Annotated in this window: 27 protein-coding genes; 14 read left to right on the top strand and 13 right to left on the bottom strand. The window is 61.9% G+C overall.

What is annotated here, in order from left to right; translation table 11 throughout:
* Positions 1-32: 32 nt before the first annotated feature.
* Positions 33-281 carry a DUF3253 domain-containing protein gene (locus QM716_RS22655; RefSeq protein ID WP_283306379.1) on the bottom strand — a complete coding sequence of 83 codons (249 nt, stop codon included), beginning with the start codon at positions 279-281 and terminating at the stop codon, positions 33-35.
* Between the two features lie 105 nt (positions 282-386).
* Between QM716_RS22655 and QM716_RS22650 the strand changes: the two genes are divergently transcribed.
* The 4 genes from QM716_RS22650 to QM716_RS22635 all read left to right on the top strand — a co-directional run bounded on the left by QM716_RS22650 (position 387) and on the right by QM716_RS22635 (position 3,531).
* Positions 387-1,013: a class I SAM-dependent methyltransferase gene (locus QM716_RS22650; protein WP_283306378.1), complete on the top strand. Its 627-nt coding sequence runs from the start codon at positions 387-389 to the stop codon at positions 1,011-1,013.
* A 114-nt stretch (positions 1,014-1,127) separates the two neighbouring features.
* A complete protein-coding gene (locus QM716_RS22645) occupies positions 1,128-1,598 on the top strand; it encodes a hypothetical protein (RefSeq protein WP_283306377.1) in 471 nt (156 codons plus the stop codon).
* Positions 1,599-2,100: 502 nt separating this feature from the next.
* On the top strand, positions 2,101-3,129 hold the full coding sequence (locus tag QM716_RS22640; protein WP_283306376.1) for an NAD(P)H-dependent flavin oxidoreductase: 1,029 nt from the start codon (positions 2,101-2,103) through the stop codon (positions 3,127-3,129).
* 18 nt (positions 3,130-3,147) lie between these two features.
* The gene (locus tag QM716_RS22635) at positions 3,148-3,531 is read left to right on the top strand and encodes a hypothetical protein (protein ID WP_283306375.1); all 384 of its coding nucleotides are present in this window, start codon (positions 3,148-3,150) and stop codon (positions 3,529-3,531) included.
* An 18-nt stretch (positions 3,532-3,549) separates the two neighbouring features.
* On the opposite strand, the gene QM716_RS22630 is transcribed toward QM716_RS22635, so the two are convergent.
* Both QM716_RS22630 and QM716_RS22625 read right to left on the bottom strand, forming a co-directional pair.
* Positions 3,550-4,035, bottom strand: coding sequence for a hypothetical protein (locus QM716_RS22630; protein ID WP_283306374.1), 486 nt, complete (start codon positions 4,033-4,035; stop codon positions 3,550-3,552).
* Between the two features lie 20 nt (positions 4,036-4,055).
* Positions 4,056-5,891, bottom strand: coding sequence for an acyl-CoA dehydrogenase (locus QM716_RS22625; protein ID WP_283306373.1), 1,836 nt, complete (start codon positions 5,889-5,891; stop codon positions 4,056-4,058).
* A 294-nt stretch (positions 5,892-6,185) separates the two neighbouring features.
* On the opposite strand from QM716_RS22625, the gene QM716_RS22620 reads away from it, so the two are divergent.
* On the top strand, positions 6,186-6,569 hold the full coding sequence (locus tag QM716_RS22620) for a hypothetical protein (RefSeq protein ID WP_283306372.1): 384 nt from the start codon (positions 6,186-6,188) through the stop codon (positions 6,567-6,569).
* 149 nt (positions 6,570-6,718) lie between these two features.
* On the opposite strand, the gene QM716_RS22615 is transcribed toward QM716_RS22620, so the two are convergent.
* On the bottom strand, positions 6,719-7,741 hold the full coding sequence (locus QM716_RS22615) for a zinc-dependent alcohol dehydrogenase family protein (protein ID WP_283306371.1): 1,023 nt from the start codon (positions 7,739-7,741) through the stop codon (positions 6,719-6,721).
* A 134-nt stretch (positions 7,742-7,875) separates the two neighbouring features.
* Between QM716_RS22615 and QM716_RS22610 the strand changes: the two genes are divergently transcribed.
* Entirely contained in the window at positions 7,876-8,772 is an 897-nt protein-coding gene (locus QM716_RS22610) for a helix-turn-helix transcriptional regulator (RefSeq protein ID WP_283306369.1), read from the top strand.
* A 27-nt stretch (positions 8,773-8,799) separates the two neighbouring features.
* Here QM716_RS22610 and QM716_RS22605 read toward each other — a convergent pair whose 3' ends face one another.
* Together QM716_RS22605 and QM716_RS22600 are read right to left on the bottom strand one after the other, a co-directional pair.
* Complete coding sequence (locus tag QM716_RS22605) at positions 8,800-9,270, bottom strand: cyclophilin-like fold protein (RefSeq protein ID WP_283306368.1); 471 nt, start codon at positions 9,268-9,270, stop codon at positions 8,800-8,802.
* Positions 9,271-9,303: 33 nt separating this feature from the next.
* A complete protein-coding gene (locus QM716_RS22600; RefSeq protein ID WP_283306367.1) occupies positions 9,304-10,512 on the bottom strand; it encodes an MFS transporter in 1,209 nt (402 codons plus the stop codon).
* Positions 10,513-10,690: 178 nt separating this feature from the next.
* On the opposite strand from QM716_RS22600, the gene QM716_RS22595 reads away from it, so the two are divergent.
* Entirely contained in the window at positions 10,691-11,776 is a 1,086-nt protein-coding gene (locus tag QM716_RS22595) for a PQQ-dependent sugar dehydrogenase (RefSeq protein WP_283306366.1), read from the top strand.
* A gap of 186 nt (positions 11,777-11,962) precedes the next feature.
* Positions 11,963-12,130, top strand: coding sequence for a DUF4259 domain-containing protein (locus QM716_RS22590; protein ID WP_283306364.1), 168 nt, complete (start codon positions 11,963-11,965; stop codon positions 12,128-12,130).
* A gap of 26 nt (positions 12,131-12,156) precedes the next feature.
* Here the strand turns inward: QM716_RS22590 and QM716_RS22585 are convergent, their stop codons facing one another.
* A complete protein-coding gene (locus tag QM716_RS22585) occupies positions 12,157-12,840 on the bottom strand; it encodes an SDR family oxidoreductase (protein ID WP_283306363.1) in 684 nt (227 codons plus the stop codon).
* Between the two features lie 112 nt (positions 12,841-12,952).
* Here QM716_RS22585 and QM716_RS22580 point away from each other — a divergent pair, with 112 nt between their 5' ends.
* Positions 12,953-13,546, top strand: a complete 594-nt coding sequence (locus QM716_RS22580) for a TetR/AcrR family transcriptional regulator (RefSeq protein WP_283306362.1) — start codon at positions 12,953-12,955, stop codon at positions 13,544-13,546.
* Here the strand turns inward: QM716_RS22580 and QM716_RS22575 are convergent.
* Positions 13,512-13,949, bottom strand: coding sequence for an SRPBCC family protein (locus tag QM716_RS22575; RefSeq protein WP_283306360.1), 438 nt, complete (start codon positions 13,947-13,949; stop codon positions 13,512-13,514). The two genes, QM716_RS22580 and QM716_RS22575, sit on opposite strands and share 35 nt — an antisense overlap.
* Before the next feature lie 88 nt (positions 13,950-14,037).
* A complete protein-coding gene (locus tag QM716_RS22570) occupies positions 14,038-15,003 on the bottom strand; it encodes a DUF8129 domain-containing protein (RefSeq protein ID WP_283306359.1) in 966 nt (321 codons plus the stop codon).
* Between the two features lie 285 nt (positions 15,004-15,288).
* On the opposite strand from QM716_RS22570, the gene QM716_RS22565 reads away from it, so the two are divergent.
* On the top strand, positions 15,289-16,185 hold the full coding sequence (locus QM716_RS22565; RefSeq protein ID WP_283306358.1) for an SDR family oxidoreductase: 897 nt from the start codon (positions 15,289-15,291) through the stop codon (positions 16,183-16,185).
* Between the two features lie 40 nt (positions 16,186-16,225).
* Here the strand turns inward: QM716_RS22565 and QM716_RS22560 are convergent, their stop codons facing one another.
* The gene (locus tag QM716_RS22560) at positions 16,226-16,852 is read right to left on the bottom strand and encodes an FMN-binding negative transcriptional regulator (protein WP_283306357.1); all 627 of its coding nucleotides are present in this window, start codon (positions 16,850-16,852) and stop codon (positions 16,226-16,228) included.
* An 80-nt stretch (positions 16,853-16,932) separates the two neighbouring features.
* Between QM716_RS22560 and QM716_RS22555 the strand changes: the two genes are divergently transcribed.
* Both QM716_RS22555 and QM716_RS22550 read left to right on the top strand, forming a co-directional pair.
* Entirely contained in the window at positions 16,933-18,267 is a 1,335-nt protein-coding gene (locus tag QM716_RS22555; protein WP_283306356.1) for an aminotransferase class I/II-fold pyridoxal phosphate-dependent enzyme, read from the top strand.
* Positions 18,268-18,377: 110 nt separating this feature from the next.
* Entirely contained in the window at positions 18,378-19,082 is a 705-nt protein-coding gene (locus QM716_RS22550) for an SDR family NAD(P)-dependent oxidoreductase (RefSeq protein WP_283306355.1), read from the top strand.
* A 58-nt stretch (positions 19,083-19,140) separates the two neighbouring features.
* Here the strand turns inward: QM716_RS22550 and QM716_RS22545 are convergent, their stop codons facing one another.
* Both QM716_RS22545 and QM716_RS22540 read right to left on the bottom strand, forming a co-directional pair.
* Positions 19,141-19,509, bottom strand: coding sequence for a hypothetical protein (locus QM716_RS22545; protein ID WP_283306353.1), 369 nt, complete (start codon positions 19,507-19,509; stop codon positions 19,141-19,143).
* 25 nt (positions 19,510-19,534) lie between these two features.
* Entirely contained in the window at positions 19,535-20,881 is a 1,347-nt protein-coding gene (locus QM716_RS22540; protein ID WP_283306442.1) for an APC family permease, read from the bottom strand.
* A 160-nt stretch (positions 20,882-21,041) separates the two neighbouring features.
* Here QM716_RS22540 and QM716_RS22535 point away from each other — a divergent pair, with 160 nt between their 5' ends.
* The gene (locus tag QM716_RS22535; RefSeq protein ID WP_283306352.1) at positions 21,042-21,713 is read left to right on the top strand and encodes a DNA alkylation repair protein; all 672 of its coding nucleotides are present in this window, start codon (positions 21,042-21,044) and stop codon (positions 21,711-21,713) included.
* Positions 21,714-21,873: 160 nt separating this feature from the next.
* Positions 21,874-22,908 (top strand): ABC transporter substrate-binding protein, encoded by a 1,035-nt coding sequence (locus QM716_RS22530; RefSeq protein ID WP_283306350.1) that lies wholly within the window; start codon positions 21,874-21,876, stop codon positions 22,906-22,908.
* A 201-nt stretch (positions 22,909-23,109) separates the two neighbouring features.
* On the opposite strand, the gene QM716_RS22525 is transcribed toward QM716_RS22530, so the two are convergent.
* Entirely contained in the window at positions 23,110-23,229 is a 120-nt protein-coding gene (locus QM716_RS22525) for an AraC family transcriptional regulator (RefSeq protein WP_283306348.1), read from the bottom strand.
* Positions 23,230-23,319: the final 90 nt, after the last annotated feature.

Here is a 23,319-nt window from a genome sequence, read left to right as displayed (position 1 = left end):
AGAGCAGTACCCGGCGGTAGTCACTCGTTTGGTCAACGAGCCCAGCGAATCCTTATCGGACCTCGTGCGGATTCAGGGTCGACGACTTCGCCGCCCTGGGTGATCTGGACTTCGCCGTCGGCGACCATTCGGCGGGCAGCCTCTCGGACGGGTTCCATCAGCGGACGCCAGTTCTCGGGTGCCGCCGCGCGGGCCACGTCTGAGGGGCAGATGCTCGACTCGGCTGATCGCGCGCTGAGTAGTTCGCGGATCTTCGACGTCAGGTCTTTCTCGTTCACCATATGACCTTAGTTTTCGTTCGTGACCGTAGACCGTCAACAGAGTATGAACCTTCGGTCCGGCGAGTTGTAGTGAAGGAAAGGTGCACATCGACGATCATTGACGGCGTGGAGAATTCGAGTGCAACGCGCCGTGACGTAGTCCGAGAGTCGTATTCGGCCCGATCCCGGGAGTACACGGATCTCTTCGGCTCCATGGATTCGACGCACCCGTCTGATCGAGCCCTGGTGACCAGCTGGGCCGCCACTCTGACCGGCCCCGTGCTCGATGCCGGGTGCGGGCCGGGGCAGTGGACAGACTTCCTGGCCCAGAGAGGGCTGGCTGTGAGCGGGATCGATCTCGTGCCCGAGTTCGTCGAACGGGCCGGCACCCAATACCCCGATCTTTCCTTCGAGGTCGGGGGCTTCGAGGCTTTGGACGCGAAAACAAATTCACTGGGCGGCGTGCTGTCCTGGTACTCGCTCATTCACCACCACCCGCAAGATATCGAGGCGCCGCTCGCTGAATTCGCGCGGGTGATCCGCCAAGGTGGTGGTTTGCTGATCGGCTTCTTCGAAGGCGCAACCGTAGAGCCTTTTGATCATGCCGCGACGACTGGTTATCGATGGCCCGTCACCGAACTTGCCCAGATGCTGGTCACTGCGGGTTTCGACGTGATCGAGACCCATATCCGCACGGGGAGCGGTTACAGGCCGCACGGCGCAATCACTGCCAGAAGGCGCAGCGGCGAATAAGGGATCGAGACCGAGCGAGCAGTCCTCTTTCATTCATTTCACGTGAGTGGTGTGCTGGATGGGTCACTCACCCGCTTTTCAGCACCGGATCATCCACAGTTGAAGGAAGGCGCCATGACCACGATTCATCTGCACCAGACGACCACCGCGACGCCCGAACAGGTCCTCGCCGGCCTGACCGACTTCGGGCCGGGCCGCGAGGAAATCTTCGGCCGCAGCGCGGACACCTACCTGAAAGTGCACCAACAAGGACCCCACGACGCGGATGTCACGGAGGGCTCCAGCGGTATTTGGGAACGCCTGCACTACGACTGGACCGACCCGCATCGCGTCGTGATGACAACCACCGACTCCAACTTGTGGGGCGGGGCGTCGAGCCACACCTACACCCTGACCCAGCAGCCCACCGGCCTGACCGATGTCGACGCAGTGGTGGTCCGTGACGGCAAGAACCTCAAGGGAAAGCTCCTGGCATCAGTACTCTGGCTCTTCGGGACTCAGGTGCTGGGTAAGTCGTTCACGAAGTCCATCGAGGCCATCGAAGCTCGCAACGGCGGAGCCAATAGGCAGTCGAGCGAAGGCTGAAACGTCTCGCGCCTGGACCGGCGCGGTGTCCGCATCGGCGGACACCGCGTAAATCCGATCCACGCCGAGCAGTCGGGCCTTCAGACCATGTTGGGCGACATCGGGTTCCGCACCCAGGCGATGGCAAGGTCGAGGCTGCCGTCTGCCACGCGCGCGGCTTGCGCATGCGAGGGCACCACCTACGGGTCGACGTGCATTTGCGCGACCCCCGAGGTGCGCGCGATCAGATCCGTCGGAAGCCAATTGACGTAGCCGATCCGGACGGGCTCCGCCCCCGACAGACGTTCCGCGCGACGACGCAGATTCTCGGCTGCTCGGCAGTGCCGTCGTCCTTGCGGCGGCTTTGGCCGCCGCAGCATTGCGGTTCCGATTCCCTGCCGATCTCGATGCGGGCCCTCGGGCGGCCACCTCGAATGAGGAGGTAGTTTTTGATGTCAGATGATGAAACCGCCGTAGCGCTATCCGGCGGAGCGCTATCCGTCGAAGGACTGGAGATGTTCGAATGAGTGCACTCACAACCGATCTCGATCTGAAAGTTCCCGTCATCGCGGCCCCCATGGCCGGCGGTGCGTCAACGCCGGATCTCGTCGCGGCTGCTTCTCGGGCCGGTGGTCTCGGCTTCCTCGCCGCCGGGTACAAGACTCCACAGGCTCTGGCCGACCAGATCGATATCGTTCGTGCCGCGGGATTCTCGTTCGGCGTCAATGTCTTTGCGCCCAACCCGGTACCGGTGAATGCCGACGCTTTCCGAACCTATGCCCGGGCGATCCAGGTCGAGGCGGATCGTTACGGCGTCACACTTGCCCAGGGCGAACCGGTCGAAGACGACGACTATTTCGACGACAAGATCGATCTGCTCCTGGCAACCCCGGTTCCGGTGGTCAGCTTCACTTTCGGCTTTCCTGGGCCCGCGGTCGTCAAGGCGCTGCGCGCGGCCGGTTCGGTTGTCGTGCTGACCGTGACTTCGGAGGCAGAGGCACTTCTTGCCGTCGACGCGGGAGCTGACCTCCTGGTCGTGCAATCCTCGGCTGCCGGCGGCCACTCCGGAACCATTACTCCCCTGCAGGTTCCGGCAGAAACACCCATCGCCGAACTGATCGCTCAGATCCGTCACCGCACGTCGGTTCCATTGCTGGCGGCCGGCGGACTGGCAACCTCCACCGACGTCGCAGCGGTATTGCGCGCCGGAGCAGAGGCCGCGGTAGTCGGTACTGTGCTGCTGCGCACCGAGGAGAGTGGTGCCTCGGCTCCGCACAAGGCAGCTCTGGCCGACACGTCGCGCGGAAGCACCGTCGTCACACGAGCTTTCACGGGACGTCCCGCACGGGCACTTCGGAACGAGTTCATCGATCGCTACGACGCACAGGCGCCCTTCGGATATCCGGCGATCCATCACCTGACCAATCCCATGCGCAAAGCCGCCGTTGCGCAGAGCGATCCCGAGCGCATGCACCTGTGGGCCGGCACCGGGTACCGCCACGCCACTGCGGAACCGGCAGAGGTAGTGCTTACGCGATTGACCGACTTGTGATGGCGCGGAAGCGGGACATTGCCGGAAGTAGTGACGTACGACGGTTTGCCGACGTCTGCGGGTTGTGCGCACTCGCTTCGAGCCAAGAGGCCTGACAAGGCATTTCAGTGCCTGCGCACGTTCTTGGAGGCCTGCACCGAACCAGTGTCTTTGCCGTCGTGGACGTTCGAGATCTACAAGGGTGCACCGCAAGTGCCGACCGAGCAGTTGTCATCGCTTGCCACCGAAACTCTTCGGTGGGCCCTACTTGCAGACGAACGGTTGTCGCCCGGTGCTCGTCTTCTACAAGACCATCACCCGTTCCGGCTGTCCGTAGAACACTGGCGTCTCTGGCAGCCGACTCGGAGTGCAGACTCGTACCGTTCCAACAAGATTCCGTCGCCGGTTCACGATCAGGCTTGAATCACGCAGCAAGCGTCCTCATCTCGGGCAGAGTTCGCCGATCTCGGCGACTATGCGATCCGAGCTGCGAACCACCCATACCGCGCGCCCGTCTCGTAATGACGGCATCAAGAATCGGTCCTTCTCGATGGGCCAGTGCACAAAGGGAAATCCACCGGCCAGCTGATCCTGGACTTCTCCGGCGATCAGGGCCGTCAGCTCCTGCACAGGCTGTTCGATGTGCGGCCCGCCGAACCCGAAGCCCCTCAGTGGGCTGGTTCCTGCACTCTTGTCCTTCGGCCGCGGACCAGCGTCGAGCGCGAGGTGGCACTGACCGTCATCGAGCAACGAGATAGTCCACAGGCAGTTCTCGATGTACGTATCTGGGCCGTGCCATCGGCACTGCAGATCCCTGCCGACGGCCTGGCACGCCTCGACAACATTGGCGGGAGCGTCGTCTGGCATATCCGGCCCGATGATCGGAAAGCTCCACACTCCTACGTAGTCGATATCGGGCATGTGCATGCCTTCACTGTGGCACGTTGTCAGAACGCGTCTTCCTCGAGCTCCATGATCTCGTTGTCCAGGGATCCCAGAATTTCTTTCGTCGACGCAAGAATAGGCAGGATGTTTTTCGCGAAGTACGACGCGATGACCACCTTGCCCCGATAGAACGACCGGTCCTTTGCCGACGCGTCGCGATCCAAGGCTGCCAGCGCGATTTCGGCCTGCACGAGCAGTCTCCATCCGATGAGCAGGTCACCTACCGCGTACAGAAAGCGCACCGAGCCGAGGCCTATCTTGTACAACTCGGAAGGCTGGTCTTGGGAACCCATCAGATAGCCGGTGAGCGTCCCGGCCATCTCCTGCACGTCGGTCAACGCCGTTTCGAGCAAGATTCGCTCGGCCTTGAGACGACCGTTGCCGGCCTCGCTGTCGATGAACTCTCGTATACGGCCGGCTACGTGAGCGAGTGCAACGCCACGGTCACGGGCGATCTTCCGAAAGAAGAAGTCCTGCGCCTGGATTGCCGTGGTGCCCTCGTACAGGGTGTCGATCTTGGCATCGCGTATGTACTGCTCGATGGGGTAGTCCTGTAGATAGCCGGAGCCGCCCAGGGTCTGCAGGCTCTCGGTGAGCAGTTCGTAGGCTTTCTCGGATCCGACGCCTTTGACGATAGGCAGCAGAAGATCGTTCACTCGTGCCGCCAATTCGGCATCTGCACCCGAAACCAACTCGGCGACATCGACATTCTGATGCGCGGCGGTGTAGAGGTAAACCGCTCTGAGGCCTTCGGCGTAGGCCTTCTGCATCGCCAGGCTGCGTCGGACGTCGGGGTGGTGCGTGATGGCCACACGGGGTGCGGTTTTGTTTGTCAGTTCGGTGAGGTCCGCGCCTTGAATTCGTTCTTTTGCATACTCCAGGGCGTTGAGATAACCGGTGGACAATGTTCCGGCAGCCTTGGTACCCACCATCATCCGGGCATTCTCGATCACCTGGAACATCTGGGCGATACCGTTGTGCACATCACCCACGAGCCAGCCGACGGCGGGAACGTCCGTTGCCCCGAAGGTGAGTTCGCAGGTTGGGGAAGACTTGAGGCCCATCTTGTGTTCGACACCTGTGACGTAGACACCGTTGCGCTCGCCCAGTTCGAGTGTCTTCGAATCGAAATGTAACTTCGGAACGTAGAACAGGCTCAACCCTTTGGTGCCGGGACCGGCTCCCTCGGGTCGGGCAAGCACCAAGTGGAAGAGATTCTCGGCAGTGTCTCCGACGTCGCCGCCGGAGATGAACCGCTTGACACCCTCGATGTGCCACGTGCCGTCATTCTGCTCGATTGCTTTCGTTCGGCCTGCGCCCACATCGGATCCGGCGTCTGGTTCGGTCAGTACCATGGTTCCGGCCCAACCGCGCTCGAATCCTTCTTTGGCCCAATGCTTTTGCTGTTCATTGCCGATGCTGTAGAGCACGCTCGCCATCAGCGGACCCATGTTGAAAAAGCTCGCCGATCCGTTTGCCGCGACCAACATCTCGCCGATCGCCCAGACCAACGGCGCGGGAGCAGGAACGCCACCCATGCCCTCTGGTAGTCCGAGCCGCGACCAACCAGCCTCGTTCACCGCCTCGACGGTCTTGCGCAGGGGTTCCGGGACGACTACCGCGTGGTTGGGTGCGTCGAATTCGACAGGGTTCCGATCCGCGTCGGCAAAGGATGCGGCGACCGGGCCCTCCGCCAGCCTCGCTACCTCCGCAAGAATGTTGCGCACAGTGTCGGTGTCGAGGTCCCCGTAAGCACCGGCATCCAGCAGTTCGCCGATCCCGAGTACCTCGAACAGATTGAACTCGATATCACGCACGTTGCTTTTGTAGTGACCCATTGTTCTCCGACCCTGGTTCGTCAGCCATACGGTTCATCAGAAATACGGCTCGTCAGCAGTACACAAGAAAGCCTGCCCCACACGGAATTCAGTACGCAACCGTAGGTAGAGGTAGGTGCCTTTGCTGTGAAGTAACGCCTTGGTAGTGGACCCCGAAACATTCACTCGTACAATCGGTTGCCGAACGTGGGGCGCGAGTCAACCGAGAAGTGCCTGTGGGACGGCCCGGCCGGTTCAAAGAAGATGCACACCAAGCGAAGTGCCTATCGCTCTTGTCGGAGGCGACTGGAAGCGATGGCTGATCGAGGCCTCGGTAAGATTTCGGGAGACACTCTTGAAGCATTCTCGGCTCGCACCGCTCGCAGTCGAGTGCTTCCACCAGGGTTGGTCGAAAGATTCTACGCCGAGCACTGCCGAGTTCGGGCCGCTGCGAATATCCCCACCAACCACCAGATGTTCATTCTCGAATCGACCCGTCGGATGACCGTCGGGGCGGCAATGTGCGTCGCCACCGGACGCCCGGCAATGGCCCCATTCGCCAATCCTGGTCAGTTCGATGATCGACTGAACGAGTCAATGCAACAAGGTAACTGGTCGGATGCGAAGCTCTTCACCGAGATGCTGCGAGTCTTCCTGGACGGCGTCGAAGCGGACTACTCGCCCCGCGATAGTTGCTGATTCAACCTCGAATGGACTGGTATCTCCACGCAAGGTTGGATGCGTCGGCTGGTCGCACTGGCGACGACGGTATGGAACAGGCCGCCGTGGCTCATGGACGCGTTTGATCGCTTCGAACAGTCGGCGGTGTGGCGAGCCGTCGGTATCGGTCAGAGAGTGAGTAGCACTTTGGTGGCGCGCCGCTCGTCCATCGCCTGGTAGCCGGCGGCGGCATCCTCCAACGGGAGAGTGAGGTCGAAGACGATGCCTGGGTCGATCTGGTCGGTCATGATGAGGTCGATCAGTTCGGGTAGGAATCGCCTCACCGGCGCGGGACCGCCGAGCAGGCTCACCGTAGCGAAGAACAGGTTCATGCCGTCGAGTTCGACGCCGTGGGATACCCCGACGTAGCCGACATGTCCGCCGGGACGGGTAGCTCCGATCGCCTGCATCATCGATTCTTGGGTGCCTACGGCTTCGACGGTCGAGTGCGCGCCGTAGCCGCCAGTGAGTTCCTTGATCTTCGCGATGCCCGCGTCGCCCCGCTCTTCGACGATGTCGGTGGCGCCGAGTTGGGTGGCGAGTGCCTGCCGGTCGGCGTGACGTGACATGGCGATGATCCGCTCGGCGCCGAGTTGTCTGGCAGCGAGGATCGCCAGGAGTCCGACTGCTCCGTCGCCGACGACGGCGACCGTCTTGCCGGGTCCGGCTTCCGCAGCTACGGCGGCGAACCAACCGGTGCCGAGTACGTCGGAGGCTGTAAGGAGGCTGCGGGCCTGCCGCTCGGTCGGCTCTCCGCGGACAGTGACGAGCGTGCCGTCCGCGAGCGGGATACGGGCGTATTCGGATTGGGTGCCGATCGAGCCCATCATGACCTGGTGGATACAGCGAGACTGAAAGCCTGCCTCGCAGATTTCGCAGGTGTTGTCCGACGCGACGAACGAGCCCACGACGAAGTCCCCAACTTTGATGTCGTTGACGTCAGGGCCGACCTGTTCGACGACGCCCACGTATTCGTGTCCCATCGGCGTCGGGCCCTTCAGCTCTTCGATGCCGCGGTATGGCCAGAGGTCGGAACCGCAGACGCACGTGGCTGTAACCCGAATGATCGCGTCGGTCGGTTCGACGATCATCGGTGCTTCGATCTCTTCGACCCGGACATCGCCGGGGGCATGCATGACGACAGCGCGCATGACGTGGCTCCTCACCATCGGTTTCTTCGTGTCAGTTCAACCTGATCACGTTTTGTCGGCGTGCGAGAGTCCCGCGCGATAGTGGTACTGCGAGGGACTCCCTCGCTACCGGTCACTGACTTACTCTCGATGGCATGGACGATCGAGCGCAAGTACGCGAATTCCTCACCTCGCGGCGCGCCCGAGTCACGCCTGAACAGGTTGGACTTCCGGCCGGATCGAACCGCCGCGTAGATGGTCTCCGTCGAAGTGAAGTGGCAACCCTTGCCGGCGTGAGCGTCGAGTACTACACGAGGCTCGAACGCGGAGCGATCAGCGGCGCATCGCCGGGAGTACTCGACAGCATTGCGAAGGCACTTCGACTCGACGACGCCGAGCGCGCCCACCTTTTTGATCTTGCGCACGCGACAAGCCCGGTAGCAAGGCCCCCGCGTCGGCGAAATGCGAAGGGCTGGAAGCCCCATCAGAGTCTGCAGTGGGCGCTCGATGCAGTCACCGCGGGGCCCGCTTTCGTGCGGAACGGTCGCATGGATCTTCTTGCTGTCAACCCTCTCGCGCGTGCGTTTTACAAGGACCTGTACGACATGCCGGGGCAGCCCCCGAACATCGCACGCTTCACGTTCCTCGACGAAAGGGCTTTCGAGTTCTATCCGGACTGGAACGCGTTTGCCGACGTGACCGTCTCGATTCTGCGAACCGAGGCTGGGCGAGATCCTCACAACAAGGAATTGCACGATCTGATCGGTGAACTCAGCACTCGGAGTGAGGAATTCCGGCGTCGGTGGGGCGCGCACGACGTCCGCCATCACGGCACCGGATTCAAGACTTTTCACCACTCCGCCGTAGGGGAGTTGACGCTTGCCTTCGAAGGTTTGGAGATGGCCGCCGAGCCTGGGTTGACGCTCACGATCTACACCGCAGAGCCGGGATCGCCGTCGGCGGAGCGGATACAGCTACTCGCCTCGTTGGCAGCCAGTGAGGACGTGGACTCCGCGCCTCACGTGTCGGAGCGTTCGCTGACGGACGGCTGACGAACTGCGCGACGGTTGATTGGGTCGTCAGTTGACGACCTCGACGGTCACAGCCTGGCCTTCCAGTCGTTCGAGCTGTTCGATCGTGGCGTCGTACGTGCCTAGGTGGAGGGTTTGATCGGAGTATCCGATTCCCCCGGTGTTGTAGTAGAAGCCGATGTTTCCCCACGGGATGTAATAGATCAGATCACCGTCTACGGGGGCCGAACCTGGCGAACCGGTGTAATTCAGTTCGCGGGGGAGGTCTGCGATCTTCTCTCGTCCGTTGAAGTCCTCCAACCTGACGGTGAATGGCACAAGATCCACAAGGTCGCGTGTGGCGGGATTGTCCTCGTCGATCGTCACCTCTATGGACACCTCGCCGGTGGTGAAACGTAGGACTTCACCTACCGCACTCTTCGAGGCGGGGACTGTTTCGTCACTGGTAGGCGTGCTGCAGCCAGTGATCGTGATCGTCAGTGAGCCGGCTACGACGGCGGCGAGCTTGTTCAGTCGCATCGGAGATCAACCTTTCCTGAAGAGATGTTTCAATCACCGTGGTGATGCGGTGCGTGCCGACGACGCGCGTTCTTTGCGCAACAGGATCAGCAGCGGCAGAAAGTAAAGAGCGGCGACGCCGGTGCCTACCAACACCGGTCCAGTGGCACCGAGACTCGAGGCGAACGCGAACCCCGCGATCCAGGAGCCGACCGCCGTGCCCAGATTGAACGACGAGGTGCTGAGTGCAGAAGCCATCGTCGGTGCCTGATCGGCATAACGCACAGCCATCCCGATCAGGATGGGATTGGTCGACATGCCGAACAGTCCCAGCATGACTATGAGAATCACCGTCACGATCGCGTTGTGCGAAAACAGGCAGAGCGCACCGAGTACGAGAAACGTCATCGCTGCCGAAACGAACAAGACGCCGTATTGATGGTTCGCACCGAGCCGGCCGCCGAGATTGGAGCCGGCGAACGCGCCGATTCCGTAGCCGACAAGCACCAGTGGCACTGCCGATGCAGCAAGTCCTGTGTTCTCGGTCAACAGCGGCGAGATGAAGCTGTACGCCGCAAGCGACGAGCCGCACACGACGGCGCAACCGGACAGAACGAGCCAGATGCGTCCGTCCCGTAGGCTCGCGATCTCCGCTCGCCAAGACGGCACCGCATCGGAGTCGGAGTCGGCTGGTACCAATCGATGGACGATGGCCGCGGCAACGAGCGCGAGGGCGGCAAGGGTCCAGAAAGGACCACGCCACCCGATGGTCTGACCGGCCAGGGCGCCTAGCGGAACACCGATGACGTTCGCGAGCATGCCTCCGCCCAAGACGATGCCGAGCGCGCGCGAGGAAGACGCCGGGCCTGCCGCTTTTGCTCCGACCACTGCGGCGACTGCCCAGAATGCACCCGTCGCCACGGCTGTGAGGAAGCGGGCGCCGAGGATGATTCCGAAGTTGGACGAGAGCGCGACGATGACGTGTCCGATCGCGAAAACAACCAGGGCCGAGCTCAAGGTCGCGCGTCGGGGAACCCTGAGTGTCAAGATCGCCATCGTCGGCGTTCCGACGATCATTCCGACCGCGAAGACAGTGATCATCAGGCCGACGTTCGCGATCGACGTACCGAGGTCACCGGCGATCTGGGGAAGAATACCGGCGACGACGAACTCGGTTGTGCCCATCAAGAAAACTCCGACGGCCAGCACGTAGATCACGAGCGGCAGGCGGCCGGTTTCCTCGACGGTCGGGGCGGAGATCATGAGGTGATCAGTTCTCTTTCTGTTGACGACGCGGATGTCGTGGCGCACCCGTCCAGGGCATCACGCCCGCCGCCCGCGAGGGAGTCCCGGTCGTTGGGGGTACTCGGAGGGACTCCCGGCGTGGCCGATTCCGGGCTACCGTCGGCGCAAAGATTGCCTGACTCGGGGAGGCGCGCCCATGACACGACGACAGATCCGAGGGCTTGGCGCCGCCGTACTCGTTTCAGCCTTTCTAACGGCCTGTAGTAGCGAGGATGCTGAAGGGCCCGGTCCGCAGGCAAGTACGACAACAGGATCGGCGCCTGCCGCGGCCTTCGGTGAACCCGAGACCTTCGCCGACGGCTTGGACGCGCCCTGGTCGATCGCTTTCCACGGCGAGACACCACTTGTCAGTGAGCGCGACAGCGCGCGAATCCTCGAACTCGACGCCGGCGGAAACAGCCGTGAGGTGGGAGTCATCGCCGGCGTCAGCCCTGGGGGTGAGGGTGGTCTTCTCGGGATCGCGGTTCATCAGGATTACCTGTACGTGTACTTCACCGCGAACGGGGAGAATCGAATCGAGCGCTTCGAAATCAGCGGGGCTCCTGGGGAACTCGCGCTCGGGCAGGCCGAGACGATTCTCGATGGCCTCGCTTCGGCCAACTACCACAACGGTGGTCGCATCGCGTTCGGCCCGGACGGGATGCTGTACGCCACCGTCGGTGATGCCGGTAGTCGCGACAGGGCTCAGGGCCTCGACTCGATGTCCGGGAAAATCCTTCGCATGACGCCGGATGGTGATGTGCCGCAAGATAATCCGTTTTCCGGCTCGCGCGTCTACAGCTACGGTCACCGCAACTCGCAGGGCATCGCCTGGGCTGAGGACGGCACGATGTATGCCAGCGAGTTCGGGCAGGACACCTGGGACGAGCTCAACAAAATCGAAGGAGGCGGAAATTACGGGTGGCCCGAGGTCGAAGGGATTGCGGGCGAGGACGGATTCATCGACCCGCTCCAACAATGGTCACCTGACGATGCCAGCCCCAGCGGGATCGTCATCCACGACGGCACGATCTACATCGCCAACCTTCGCGGTGAGCGACTCCGGGCTGTGCCGTTGACCGACTCCGAAACGGCCGACGAACAATTCGTCGACACATACGGTCGCCTTCGCGACGTTGCCATCGCTCCCGATGGGTCGCTGTGGATACTGACGAACAACACCGACGGTCGCGGCGACCCGAACCCCGGTGACGACCGCATCATTCGCGTCCCGTTGCGTTGATGTCGATCCCGGCCGTTGCCAGTGATTCACTACTATCGAGGCGACAGATATCGCGGGTACGGATCGGAGAGACGGCCTGGGGACTTGGGGTTCAGGACCTTTCGACAACGACGTAGCGGGCGACCTGCTCAGCGCCATACAGGCGGGTGACTACGACATCTTGATGCCGCAGGGTACGTCGGAACCTTGAGTCCGGAGCAGAAGGCTTGGGTCCTTACCGCTCTCGAGCGCGCAGTCTCCGACAGCGACACGTCGGAGCTGCACGAGTTGTGGGAAGAGAACGGTCCGGAAGACCTCGAGGCTTGGCGGGCAACGATTCTGAGCAGATTGGCCAGTCTCAAAGCGGTGGGGTGAGGGTCGCCCCACCACGAGGGGCTAGGTCATTCGGAGTTCGTCGACGAAAGGCTCTGCTTGACGTACCGGGTGGTGTCGTCGGCGAGGATCTCGGCCAACCCGCTTTCGATGCCGTCCAGTGCTTGAGTGGCGACATCGGCAGGATTGATTTTCTGTTCGGCGGGTACGCCCGCGGCCATGTCGGTGTCCATGTATGCGACATGTAGTGCCGAGACGGAGATTCCGCGCGGCGCCAGTTCTTCACGAACGGCGTCGGTCATCGCCCACGCCGCGGCTTTCGACGCCGCGTAAGACCCGAGTGCGGCCGGATGGAACCAGGACAGTACCGAAAGCACGTTGAGTACTGTTCCGCCGCCGTTGTTTTCGATGACAGGAGCAAAGGCTCGGGTCACGGTGAGTGGACCGAAGAAATTGACGTCCAGCTCGCGGCGAACGTCATCTATGTCACCGACGATCAACGGTGCCGAGGTGGAGATTCCTGCGTTGTTCACCAGCAACGTCGCATCGGAGGCGGTGCGTGCCGCGGCCGCGATCGATTCGGCGTCCGTCACGTCCAATTTCAGGGGAATGACACCGGGCAGATCGACAGTTTCCGGATTGCGGGCGGCTGCGTACACCTTTGCGCCGCGTTCGACGAGTCCCGCGGCCAGATGGCGTCCGAGCCCGCGATTGGCTCCGGTCACGATGGCAACCGTCTTGTTCAGATCCATGATTCTCCCAGTGCTGTGGCTAGCGTCGGCGACTCCGACAATTAGATTATGAACCAAATCTAAGTTCGAGCTAAGATAGATGTCAAGTGAAATCCAAACAGGAAGGCGTTTGATGGGCCGCGTATCGCAGCAACAAGCGGAAGAGAACCGTCGGCGCGTCGTGGAAACCGCAGCTCGCCTGTTCCGAGAGAAGGGCACTCACCTCAGCGTTGCCGACTTGATGAAGGCGTCGGGGCTGACCCACGGTGGTTTCTACAAGCAGTTCGAGTCCAAGGACGCGCTCATCGACGAAGCGACCGCCCATGCCTTTGGGGAACTGACTCAGCTGCACGCTGCGGGACTGGAAAGGCATGCAGGGCAACGTGACGAGGCTCGGCAAGCCCTGATCGACAACTACCTCTCCGTGGAGCATCGCGACAACCCGGCAGACGGATGCCCCGCTGCCGCGCTCGCCGCCGACATGGCGCGCGAGCCTGCAGACAGCGGGGCCCGTCGGGTTTACACGGAGGGAGTGGGGGATTTTGCCGCAGCCCTTGCCGACGAAAAAGCCGACCAAAATGCCGACGGTCTCGTCCGGCTCTCCACCATGCTCGGTGCACTGGTTCTTTCGCGAGCTACCAAGGGCTCTCCTCTCTCCGAGGAAATTCTCGATTCCGCGCGCGCTGCACTGATCAGAGGGCTTCGAGAGCCTTCGTCATCTTCTTGACCGTTTCGGGTGCCACCTTGGCCTCGAATCCCGCTTTCAGGAGTGGGGAGGCGATCTTGGCAGCGCCGTTGAATTCGACGTTCGCTCGGTAGTCGATTTCGGTGGAGCCTGCGCCGATCGCGGTCAAGGTGATGTCGTCGGTACTGGTAGCGGTCTTGTTCTTGCCTTCGAGTACAACGTGAGTCGGCTCGTCGGTCACCAAGGTGTACGTCAGTTCGGTGCCGATGCCGAACAGCTTGGACACGTTGTGCCACCGGGTTCCGATTGCGATCGGACCGTCCGAGATCTGGGTGCAACTCTCGGTGCCCGGATCCCACAGTGGGGCGTTGGCGAAGTCGCGGAGAAACGCGGCCGCCTTCTCGATCGGTACTTCGGCGGTGAACTTTCGGGTGACTTCGACCATGTTTCGTGCCTTTCGGTTCGGTCTCGTAGGTCTAACTCTCGCGTATCTGGTTCCAAGAGTCAGACGCCGAGCAACTCGATTGAGCGCTCTAGTTGATTCCGACGACTTCCTGGGCGATCGCCGCGAGTCTTGCCTGGGCAGCGGAGACGACGCCATGTCGGTTCTTGTGCGCTTCCTCGTACGCGACGATGTCTCGTACCTGTGCGGCCTCGGTCAGTTCCTTCACCGCGGAGACGGCTTGGGTGACGTTGAGTTCGTCGAAGTCTTCGATGGGAAGTTCCGTGGGCTCGAGTAGACCACTCGACTTCCGTACCGAACGGAAGACATCTGCGGCACCGTCCGCGCCTTCTCGACGGGTGACTTTTTCTGCAGTGGCAATAGCGGCGTCCCTGCTGGCCGACAGCGTCTTCACGGTCACGTCGCCGGCGTATGCGCCCCAGCTGATCAGCTCACCCAATACCGGCGGCGAGGTGCGAACAGCGTCGATGGCGCGGTCGAGGCTGCGGGTGGACCAGGAGACCGGAACGTTGACCAGCCGTATCGCTGCGCCGGTGGCGGCTTGCATCGGAGTGCGCCGCAAAGCTGCCGGTCCGCCGAGTGCCTCCTCGGCCAGGACGGTCGTCAGCCAGTCCACAGTCGCGGAATGTGCAGTGATGAGTCGGTCGGCCAATGTCGCGACGGTCTGATCGCCGGCGGCGGTGGCCAGGGCCTTGAGGTAGCGGGAACGGTCGAGGAGCTGATGTTCGAGCCCGAGGTCGCCGAGGATCGCCTCGTCGAAGGGCTGAGCCTGTTCGACCATTGCTTTCATTCCGGCAGTCGCCCGTCCGATGAACGGGCCGATCAGTTCGGGTACGCCGCCTAGATCGCGAATGGTGGCCTCGATCGAGCTGGCCCTCTCGCGACCGTTCTCGGCGTTTTCCGTGAGTTCGCGTCGAACAGCCTCGGTTCTGGCCTGCGCGACGCGTGTTTCGGCGACCTGGATTTCGGCGTGTGTCAGACCGAGGAGGATTCGCAGCTGGGTGATCAAGGCGGACGTGGTTTCGGAGTTGCTCATATCGGGGTCGTCCCTTCGTCGGTGCGTGCTTTACGTGATGTTCAGCTTCTGCTCGACGAGTGCTCCGCGGGGCCGCGGATCCACCGCCGCTACGCGGGCTACCCCGACCTACCGCGTAGTAACCACAGCGAATGAACGGAACTGAATTACCGCGATTGCCATCGCCTGGACGAGTGAGATGTCGGCCACCCCGAGGTTTCGATTTCTATTCGGCGGGAAGGTGGCATGTGGTGTGCGTCCATCGAGAAGTCCACCCAGAAACTGCGTCAACCGAGGAGCGCCGATATGCCGGACCAATACGCAATGCAGGACCCGACGACGCGATTCCCTGCCCCCATACGTGAGCGGCAGCCAGAGATCGCCCACCCCGGACTCACCGCAGACATGATTTCTCCTCCCGACCACGGTGAAAACACCTATCGAGGAAGTGGTCGACTCGAAGGTAGACGGGCGATCGTCACCGGAGCAGATTCGGGAATCGGACGAGCAGTCGCGATTGCATTTGCGAGGGAAGGCGCTGACGTTGTCCTGAGTTATCTCGACGAGGAAGAACAAGACGCTCGGGAAACCGCTCGCTGGGTCGAGGAGGCAGGTCGGAAAGCGGTCTCGGTGCCGGGAGATCTCCGAAGTGAGGAACATTGTTCTGCATTGGTCGAAACCGCGGTGCGTGAACTCGGTGGACTCGACATCTTGGTGAACAACGCAGCGTTTCAGATGGTGCAGATGGGCGGCATCGCCGACATCACCACCGAACAATTCGACCGTGTGATGAAAACCAACCTCTACGCTCTCTTCTGGCTCTCCAAGGCAGCCATTGCGCAGATGAAGCCCGGATCGACGATCGTGAACACCTCGTCAATCCAAGGTGCGTCCCCTTCTCCCGAGTTGCTCGACTACGCCACGACGAAGGCCGGAATCATCGACTTCACCAAGGGGTTGGCCGCAGATGTCGCACGAATGGGAATCAGGGTCAATGCCGTTGCACCTGGGCCGATTTGGACGCCACTGATTCCAGCGACGATGCCCAAGGAGAAGTTCGAGACGTTCGGGGACGACGTTCCACTCGGGCGTGCAGGTCAGCCGGCCGAGCTTGCCCCTGCCTACGTATTTCTCGCTTCGGGCGAATCCAGCTACACCACTGGGGAAGTCATCGGTGTGACGGGTGGCAAACCCCTCACCTGAAATTGCGGGTCGTCAAGCCGTTCGACGACGGCGTCACCGGTCAACCGTTGTCGAGACCTGCGGCGATCATCGCTGCGGCGGTCTCTCGTTCGGAGAATGAGCCCTTCTCCAGCCCGCGGATGACGCCGGAGCGATCCCCTGGGGAGCGGTTCTGGTTCAACTTCGCTTTGCCGTAGACACGGGCCACGCGCAGTTCGATCCCCACGATTCCTCGCAGCTGCGCATCGATGAAGTTCGCCGGCGCATCGGTGACCTTCCATTGGTTCTCACGGCCGGCTTCGTGTCGAGCAGTCAGGGCGGCGACGTGCGCACGCAGCCACTCTTCGTCGTCGTGCGCGACCAGCTGGCCGTAGACGTAGAGAACTTCGTAGTTCCATGTCGGGACGACCTTCCCGTGCACGCTCTTGCTCGGGTAGAACTCGGGGCTCACGTAGGCGTCGGCGCTGGGGAGGATCACCAGAGACTCCGATGGTCCGGTGTATCGCCAATGCGGGTTCGTCCGGGCGAGATGCCCTTCTAACACGTTTCCTTCGGCGTTGTACAGCAGTGGCAGCGACGTGACTTCGAGGGTCTCGGGGCCGGGTGTGACCAGGTGTCCGAATCCACCGGCGTGGAGAGAGTCGGCGACAGCCTCGTCGGAGAGGCGGAATTGTCCGGGCAGGATCATGTGTCTCCTCATGGGATTTTTTGTCATGTGACAATGTGCCACAGTGTTGAGACTTTGTCATGTGCTAATAGAGTGAGCCTGTGACCAGCACTATGGCGGACCAGGTGAAGCTTTATGTCGTCCGCGGGACCGCGGGCGAGATTTCCGAGGGCATCCGCAATCTCATCAGTGCTGGGGTATTGGCTCCTGGGGACGCGTTGCCGCCCATACGGGCCCTGGCCGACGATCTCGAGGTTCACCGGAACACAGTTGCCGCGGCGTACCGCCTGCTCGTGGCAGCGGCGGTTGTGGAGACACAGGGCCGGCGCGGCAGCTTCGTACGAGCGATTCCGTTCCTCGAAGGAGAGGGCGGGATCGCTCTTCCTGGCCGGGTAGATCTCGCCAGCGGAAATCCCGATCCGGCACTGCTGCCTGATCTCAGAGCAGCGTTGGACCGGACTACGTACGCGCCGCGGTTGTACGGCGGTGCAGCTACCGAGCCTTTACTGGATTCGTGGGCACGCTCGTCGATCGAGCACGAGGTTCGACGGCCGTACTCGATCACAATCACCAACGGTGCCGTTGACGCGGTCGAGCGACTGTTGACCGCTCATTTGACTCGAGGTGACGCTGTCGCAATCGAGGATCCGTGCTTCCTGGCGAGCATCGGAACGCTCAAAGCCAACAGCTTCCGAGCGGTACCGATGGACATCGACAATTCGGGTATCACCCCGCAGGGGCTGCTGCGTGCTCTCGAAAGTGGTGTGCGCGCGATTATTTGCACCCCTCGTGCGCACAACCCCACCGGGGTCAGCATGAGTGCCGACCGAGCGACGATTCTAGGAAGCATCCTGGCCGAGTTCCCTCACGTTCTGGTGATCGAGGACGATCACTTCTCTGCCGTTTCCAGCAATCGGTACTGTCGGCTCGCTCCGATGAGCACGACGCGGTGGGCGCTCGTTCGTTCCGTGTCGAAGTTTCTCGGGCCCGACCTGCGCGTGGCAGTGGTCGCCTCGGACCTCGACACCGGCATTCGGCTGAGCACCCATCTTCGGTCGGGCGCCAACTGGGTCAGTCACCTGCAGCAACGCTTGAGCGCCGAACTGCTGGGTGATCCGGAGGTGATCGACGGCCTCGCCGATGCTCGCGCTGTCTACGAAAGGCGGCGAATCATTCTGAAAGCTGGACTGTCAGAACACGATATCGAAGTTCCTGACACCCTCGACGGACTCAATGTCTGGGTTCCACTGGATCGGGATTCCGAACCGGTTGTCGATCGACTCGCCGAGTGTGGCTGGCTTGTGAGGGATGGAAGTCAGTTCTCGGCGACGCCGGATCAGCGCCACCGAGCACTTCGTGTGACCACCTCCACCATCACCTCTGAGCAAGCGCGAGATTTCGCCAGTGCCCTGGCTGAAATATTGGCGAGCCCGTAGTTTGTCCGGTTGAACGACAGTGTGAATCCGAATCTTTCGCTTCTTGACGAAACTACCGGCGACGGCCGGATCGACAGGATGGGAATGAGCAAGCGACGAAGGGTGTAATTGTGGCGAGGGCGGTTGTTGTCGGTGCGAGCCGAGGTCTTGGTCGCGCTTTGATCGAGGGGCTGAGGAGTGATGGCCACGATGTTCTCGGCATCTCGCGTCGGCGCCCTGACGGGTTCAACGTCTCCGAGTGGATCGAAGCAGACCTGACCGACCCTGTTACGGCAGCGAACTCGATCGATTCGGAGCTTGTCGGGGGTGTAGACACTCTGATTTGCAACGTCGGAATCTGGGAAGGCGACGCCTTCACTTCCGACTATGCGTTCACCGATCAATCCGACGTCGAAATGCTGGAAATGATCAATGCCAACATCACGGGCACGATTCTTTTGCTCAAGCGCCTGATCCCGCGAATGATCGGCCGTCCTCGACCTCGGATCATCCTGACCGGTTCTACCTCGGGACTCCCGCGAAGCGGTAGGCCGGAGGTTGCGTTCGGTGCATCGAAGTCCGCCATCAACGGCATCGCCGACGCGTTGAGAGAAGGCTACCGAAAGGACCGACTCGCAGTGACTGTCCTGCACCTCGGATATCTCAATACAGAAGATGGACTCGATGTGCCCCGAGACATCGCTGCGGCCAGGGGAGAGGGTTCCCTGGTCCCGGTGCACGACGTTGTGGACACGGTGCGCTCGATCTCGAGTTTGTCGTCTTCGACGTCAGTGCGGGAAGTAGTCCTCACGGCGATCGACGATTCGCGATTCTGATTCACGGCTGTCGACTCTGTCTGTGAATCTGGTTGCCGAACAGACGTATTCAGAGAATCTAAACCCCGATCAAGAAGTAAGCTCCCGTCAGATACGCCAGGGTGAGTCCCGCCAAAGCCCACGCCAGGTAAGGACGGATGTAGAGGCGCCGCAGCCGGTGCAATCGCAGGGAGGCTCGCAAGAACGCGCCCACGGTCCCGAGCAGCAACATCAGACTCGGGACGAAGACTGCCAGTCGGCGATCTTTCGGTGAGCACAGCAAGGTATCGGTGCCGAAGCATTCGCCTCGTCGCGAGCCCAACCACACGATCGCGACAACCAACACCGCGGTAGCAAGAACGACGGACAGGCCGTACGTCAGAGTTCGCCTGTCGATCTTTCGCTCTCGACGCTGAATTACATCTGGTGCGTCAGAACTGTCGGTCATCACACCCCCTTTCGAACATCGCACGTTACTTCGTGGATCGCCGGTGGGAGAGGGCGTACAGCACTACTCCGACGGCCAAGAGTATTGACGCGCGCAACCATGTCGCAGCGCTCTGCTGGGTGAGCAACGCAACGCACGTACCGAGGGCGAGGATCGGAAAGATGATCGGGGTTCGGAAATGATTGTGTTGCACTGCGTCACGACGTAGAACCAGGACCGCGATGTTCGTGCTGATGAAAACGAAAAGCAGCAGGAGTACCACCGTCTCCGCCAGGGCCGACAACGAGCCGGTGACGCACAGAGCCATGGCAACGGCTGTGGTCGCGATGATCGCCACCCAAGGGGTCCGGCGCCGCGGCAGCACCCGCGCGAATACGCTGGGGAGTAAGCCTTCCGACGCCATTCCGTACGTAAGCCTGCTCGCCATGATCATCGTCAGCAGTGCGCCGTTGGCGACGGCGACCAGAGCGATCAGGCTGAACAGGCGAGGAGGAACACCGACGTCGGCGGCCGACACCACCGCCAGCAAGGGGCCGGAGGATGCGGCGAGTTCGTCGGCGGGCAGGACCACCGAGACAGCCAGGCCGACAAGGACATAGGCGGCGCCGGCCGTCAGCAATGCTCCGAACAGCGCACGCGGGTAGACCTTGCTCACGTTCTTCACTTCTTCGGCGACGTTCGCGGACGTTTCGAAGCCGACGAACGAGTAGTACGCGAGCAACGCAGCTGCCAACACCGCGAGTGCAGGCGATCGGCTGTCGTCGAACTCGACGACGCGGCTCAGGGTTCCGTCGCCGTGCCCGAGAACTATGCAGGCAAGGACGACAACCAGGACAAGCCCGGTGACTTCCACGACTGTCATGACGACATTTGCGCGCATCGACTCCTTGATGCCTCTGGCGTTGAGAAGTCCCACCAGGAGAAGGAAGACGAGCGCGGCGGGAACGGTCGGGACGTCGATGAAGGCTTTGAGGTAGTCACCCGAGAATGCGAGGGCGAGCCCCGCTGCACTCGTGACACCGGCCGCCAGCATCGAGAAGCCGACGAGGAACGAGATCAGTGGTTTCCCATACGCCCGTTGGGCGAACACCGCAGCACCGCCCGCGCGCGGATATTTGGTGACCAGCTCGGCATACGACGTTGCTGTCAACAACGCCATGACCAGCGCTACGAGCAGCGGTACCCAGACGGCTCCACCCACCTCACCGGCGATGACGCCCACCAATGCGTAGATACCGGCGCCCAGAACATCTCCGAGGATGAACACGAAAAGGAGTGGGCCGGTTATCGCCCGGGTGAGAATGTTCTTACCGCCGCCTTCGTTGCGGCGTGCGGTTTCGTCCACATTCTCAGCACTCGCGGCGCGTCGCATATGCAAGGTTCGTCCTGTCTTCATGGTGACGTGCCGCCACCCCAGGAGCAGTCATGTACCCATTGGCCGAAGTTTCAAACGTAGGTCGACCGCCTTCCCATGCTTTGCTTGTAGGTGGATTGCAGTAGGGGAATCGCAGAAATTGTGACTGGAGGACGAAGTGGCCGAAACGACGGTTGCCGCGGTGATGGACGAGTTGGCTGCTCTCGAAGATCCGAAGGCGCGTGCGGTGAACGAGAAGCACGGTGACGATCACGGTGTGAACCTCACAAAGCTGCGCGCTGTTGCGAAGCGATTGAAGACTCAGCAGGAACTCGCACAACAGCTTTGGGCGACGGGCGATACCGCGGCGCGGTTGTTGGCCCTTTTGATCTGCCGCCCGAAGGCGTTCGAGCGTGACGAGTTGGATGTCATGTTGCGTGAGGCCCGCACTCCCAAGGTGCAGGACTGGCTCGTCAACTACGTGGTGAAGAAGAACCCGCACGCCGAGGAGTTGCGGGTGGCCTGGACCGCTGACCCGGATCCTGTGGTCGCTAGCGCCGGGTGGGCTCTGACCACCGAACGTGTCGCGAAGAAGCCTGAGGGCCTTGATCTTTCAGGACTACTCGACGTCGTCGAGGCGGAGATGAAGGATGTCCCTGATCGCCTGCAATGGGCGATGAATCACTGCCTGGCTCAGATCGGGATCGAACATGCCGAGTACCGCGCCCGGGCGATCGACATCGGCGAGCGACTGCGGGTGCTCGAGGATTACCCGACTCCACCGAACTGCACCTCGCCGTTTGCGCCCATCTGGATCTCGGAGATGGTGCGTCGACAGAGCGCAAAGTAGAGCATGATAACTGAGGGTAGGGTTACCTTCATGCTACGTTAGGCGCCGTCACCCGCTCGGGGTGTCTGAGCAGGTCGATCGACCGGGAGGTCCTGGCGTGGCGAGAATTTTGGGACGCGGGCTGTCAGAGCGGCGAAGTGGGGGCAGCGGTGTCCGCGGGATGGTAGCTGTCCTGGCGGCGTGCGGCCTGGCGGCCGGAATGGCGGCCTGCGGCAGCAACGACGACAAAGACAGCACCGAGACTTCATCCGCAGTCGATGCCGCGTTCCCGGTGACGATCACATCGGCCCTCGGCACGGCCGAGATCAAAGACGAGCCCAAGCGGGTCGCAACCTGGGGATGGTCCAACCAGGACGCCCTCCTGGCGCTCGACGTCGTCCCGGTCGCGATGCCCACTTTCTCCGGACCTCAGTACGGGGCCGACGCGCAGGGCATTCTGAAGTGGGACGCCGAGGCACTCGACAAGCTCGGTGGCGAGCAGCCGACCTTGTTGTCGGGTGACGGAACGGGCGAAGCGCCTGTCGAGCAGTTCGCCAAGGCTGAACCAGATCTCATTTTCGCCCCGTACTCCGGGCTCACTCAGCAGGAATTCGACGCACTGTCGAAGATCGCGCCGGTGGTTTCCTTCCCGGACGAGCCATGGACCGCGTCGTGGCAGGACCAGGTGACCATCGCCGGTCAGGCGCTGGGCAAGCAGGCCGAGGCCAGCGCACTCATCGACAAGACCAACGCCGCGATCAGCGCGACGGCTGCGAAGAACCCTGCGCTGCAGGGTAAGACCGTTACCATCGCACTCCCGAACAGCCCGAGCACCTTCGCGGTGAGTAAGAACGCCGACGTGCGTGTCGAGTTCCTCGAGCAGTTGGGTCTGAAGAACGAGCAGACGATCCAGCAGGCCGATCCCGCCAAGGATCCGGAGGCCGTGTACTTCGAGCTGAGCACCGAGCAGGCGCCTCTGATCGCGTCTGACGTGCTGTTCGTGGTCGCCTACGACAAGGACTCGCTGAACGCGTTCCTTGCCGAGCCCCTGGTGGCAGCTCAGCCGGTGATCGTTGATGGGCGTACTGCATCCACCAAGGACTTCAGCGTCGACAAGAACTTCGCGTTCGGCGGACTGACAGTCCTGACCATCCCGTACATCCTCGACGACGTCGCCACAGTTCTGAACACCGCTGCCGGCAACGTCAAGGGATAATTCCCGCCGGGGTCGGTAGGGCAGCTGGCGTGAAGTTCGAAATTGTGTCCGGCACCGGTGTGGGCTGGTGCCGACCAAGTCTCGGAAGCGTTCGCGGAACGTCGTGACGGCATTGAATCCGACTTGTCCCGCAACACGTTCGATCGAGTGCTCGGTAGTCTCGAGCAGAAATTGCGCTTGGCGGAGCCGCGCGTGATGGAGCTACTGCAACGGCGTCGTACCGATTTGTTCCTGGAAGTGGCGGCTGAGCGTGCGGGTACTCATCGTTGCCCTGGCCGCGATTGTCGTGATGTCGAGGTGCTCCCCGAGATTCTCTTCCATCCAGCTCAGCAGCGGTCGAAGGGTTGTCCCATGTGTCGGTGACAGCGGCGCTTGACCTTGACACAGTGACAAGGACTCCAATGGTCGACG

It is taken from the genome of Rhodococcus sp. IEGM 1409 (assembly GCF_030056735.1).
Classification (GTDB): domain Bacteria; phylum Actinomycetota; class Actinomycetes; order Mycobacteriales; family Mycobacteriaceae; genus Rhodococcus_F.
This window is presented reverse-complemented; position numbering and strand designations above follow the sequence as displayed.

Coding starts and splice junctions, on each gene's coding strand:
- QM716_RS22655 (WP_283306379.1), bottom strand. CDS start 281: ATGGTGAACGAGAAAGACCTGACGTCGAAGATCCGCGAACTACTCAGC.
- QM716_RS22645 (WP_283306377.1), top strand. CDS start 1,128: ATGACCACGATTCATCTGCACCAGACGACCACCGCGACGCCCGAACAG.
- QM716_RS22640 (WP_283306376.1), top strand. CDS start 2,101: ATGAGTGCACTCACAACCGATCTCGATCTGAAAGTTCCCGTCATCGCG.
- QM716_RS22630 (WP_283306374.1), bottom strand. CDS start 4,035: ATGCACATGCCCGATATCGACTACGTAGGAGTGTGGAGCTTTCCGATC.
- QM716_RS22625 (WP_283306373.1), bottom strand. CDS start 5,891: ATGGGTCACTACAAAAGCAACGTGCGTGATATCGAGTTCAATCTGTTC.
- QM716_RS22620 (WP_283306372.1), top strand. CDS start 6,186: ATGGCTGATCGAGGCCTCGGTAAGATTTCGGGAGACACTCTTGAAGCA.
- QM716_RS22615 (WP_283306371.1), bottom strand. CDS start 7,741: ATGCGCGCTGTCGTCATGCATGCCCCCGGCGATGTCCGGGTCGAAGAG.
- QM716_RS22610 (WP_283306369.1), top strand. CDS start 7,876: ATGGACGATCGAGCGCAAGTACGCGAATTCCTCACCTCGCGGCGCGCC.
- QM716_RS22605 (WP_283306368.1), bottom strand. CDS start 9,270: ATGCGACTGAACAAGCTCGCCGCCGTCGTAGCCGGCTCACTGACGATC.
- QM716_RS22600 (WP_283306367.1), bottom strand. CDS start 10,512: ATGATCTCCGCCCCGACCGTCGAGGAAACCGGCCGCCTGCCGCTCGTG.
- QM716_RS22595 (WP_283306366.1), top strand. CDS start 10,691: ATGACACGACGACAGATCCGAGGGCTTGGCGCCGCCGTACTCGTTTCA.
- QM716_RS22585 (WP_283306363.1), bottom strand. CDS start 12,840: ATGGATCTGAACAAGACGGTTGCCATCGTGACCGGAGCCAATCGCGGG.
- QM716_RS22580 (WP_283306362.1), top strand. CDS start 12,953: ATGGGCCGCGTATCGCAGCAACAAGCGGAAGAGAACCGTCGGCGCGTC.
- QM716_RS22575 (WP_283306360.1), bottom strand. CDS start 13,949: ATGGTCGAAGTCACCCGAAAGTTCACCGCCGAAGTACCGATCGAGAAG.
- QM716_RS22570 (WP_283306359.1), bottom strand. CDS start 15,003: ATGAGCAACTCCGAAACCACGTCCGCCTTGATCACCCAGCTGCGAATC.
- QM716_RS22565 (WP_283306358.1), top strand. CDS start 15,289: ATGCCGGACCAATACGCAATGCAGGACCCGACGACGCGATTCCCTGCC.
- QM716_RS22560 (WP_283306357.1), bottom strand. CDS start 16,852: ATGATCCTGCCCGGACAATTCCGCCTCTCCGACGAGGCTGTCGCCGAC.
- QM716_RS22545 (WP_283306353.1), bottom strand. CDS start 19,509: ATGACCGACAGTTCTGACGCACCAGATGTAATTCAGCGTCGAGAGCGA.
- QM716_RS22540 (WP_283306442.1), bottom strand. CDS start 20,881: ATGCGACGCGCCGCGAGTGCTGAGAATGTGGACGAAACCGCACGCCGC.
- QM716_RS22530 (WP_283306350.1), top strand. CDS start 21,874: ATGGTAGCTGTCCTGGCGGCGTGCGGCCTGGCGGCCGGAATGGCGGCC.
- QM716_RS22525 (WP_283306348.1), bottom strand. CDS start 23,229: ATGGAAGAGAATCTCGGGGAGCACCTCGACATCACGACAATCGCGGCC.